Origin of the sequence: Psychrobacter sp. AOP7-B1-24, assembly GCF_052376215.1 — a bacterium.
Classification (GTDB): domain Bacteria; phylum Pseudomonadota; class Gammaproteobacteria; order Pseudomonadales; family Moraxellaceae; genus Psychrobacter.
This window is the reverse complement of sequence record NZ_JBQSVL010000243.1, coordinates 1-249: the sequence shown is the minus strand read 5'-3', so window position 1 is coordinate 249 and position 249 is coordinate 1. Positions and strand designations below refer to the sequence as shown.

Below are 249 nucleotides of genomic sequence, written 5' to 3'. Positions count from 1 at the left end.
ACGCTGTACACTTTCCTTAAAGGTTTCTTTACGCTGATGGACGGGGAAAATATGACGGATACTACTGGCTACCTCAGCGAGTTCGCTATCATCTTTGGCAGACATATAGCGATTAACAAACTCAAAATGACCGTATAGTGCCTCATCTATATCAAGATAACGAAAAGGCAGACTAAAAGTGCGTTGGATAATGCCCTTGTCATCCACATCGCAGCAGCGGATATCCCAAGGTGCATTGGCATCGGTCTG

1 protein-coding gene is annotated in these 249 nt (G+C 45.0%); it reads right to left on the bottom strand.

Annotation, left to right across the window (positions count from 1 at the left end; all coding sequences use genetic code 11):
* Nucleotides 1–249 (bottom strand): hypothetical protein (locus ACT3QP_RS15205; protein ID WP_444519360.1); only part of this gene is annotated, 249 nt, incomplete at both ends.